Here is a 393-nt window from a genome sequence, read left to right on the forward strand (position 1 = left end):
GACGTGATCCAGGCGACCTGACCTGAGCGACTTCACCGCCAAGTGGAGTCGCTCAGGTCATCCAGCCGTCTGGATCTTCCGGAACGATACCGTCTGCGTGCGTTGTATGAAACCGGCATGTCGATGCGGGCCATCGCCCGTGTATTGGAGCGTGCACCCGGCACGATCAGCCGCGAACTGCGCCGCAATCAGCACGCTGGGCAGTCTCTGCCAGACCACGCGCAGCGCCTCAGCGAGCATCGGCGCACGCAGGCCAGCCAGCGTCCACGCATTGCTGCTGAGCGGATCGCACCAATCGAGGTCTTGCTGAACGCCGCCGACGTGGCGTGCGCGATGGCCGCGGGCAGCTGACACAGCGACGCAGCTGGACACAGCGCCCAAGGGTGGTGGAGC

At 65.9% G+C, this 393-nt stretch carries 1 pseudogene; it reads left to right on the forward strand.

The annotated features are described in order from the left end of the window. Positions 1-42: 42 nt before the first annotated feature. Positions 43-393, forward strand: a pseudogene (locus XpopCFBP1817_RS21245) (helix-turn-helix domain-containing protein); the annotation flags it as partial.

It is taken from the genome of Xanthomonas populi (assembly GCF_002940065.1).
In the GTDB taxonomy this organism is placed as follows: Bacteria; Pseudomonadota; Gammaproteobacteria; order Xanthomonadales; family Xanthomonadaceae; genus Xanthomonas; species Xanthomonas populi.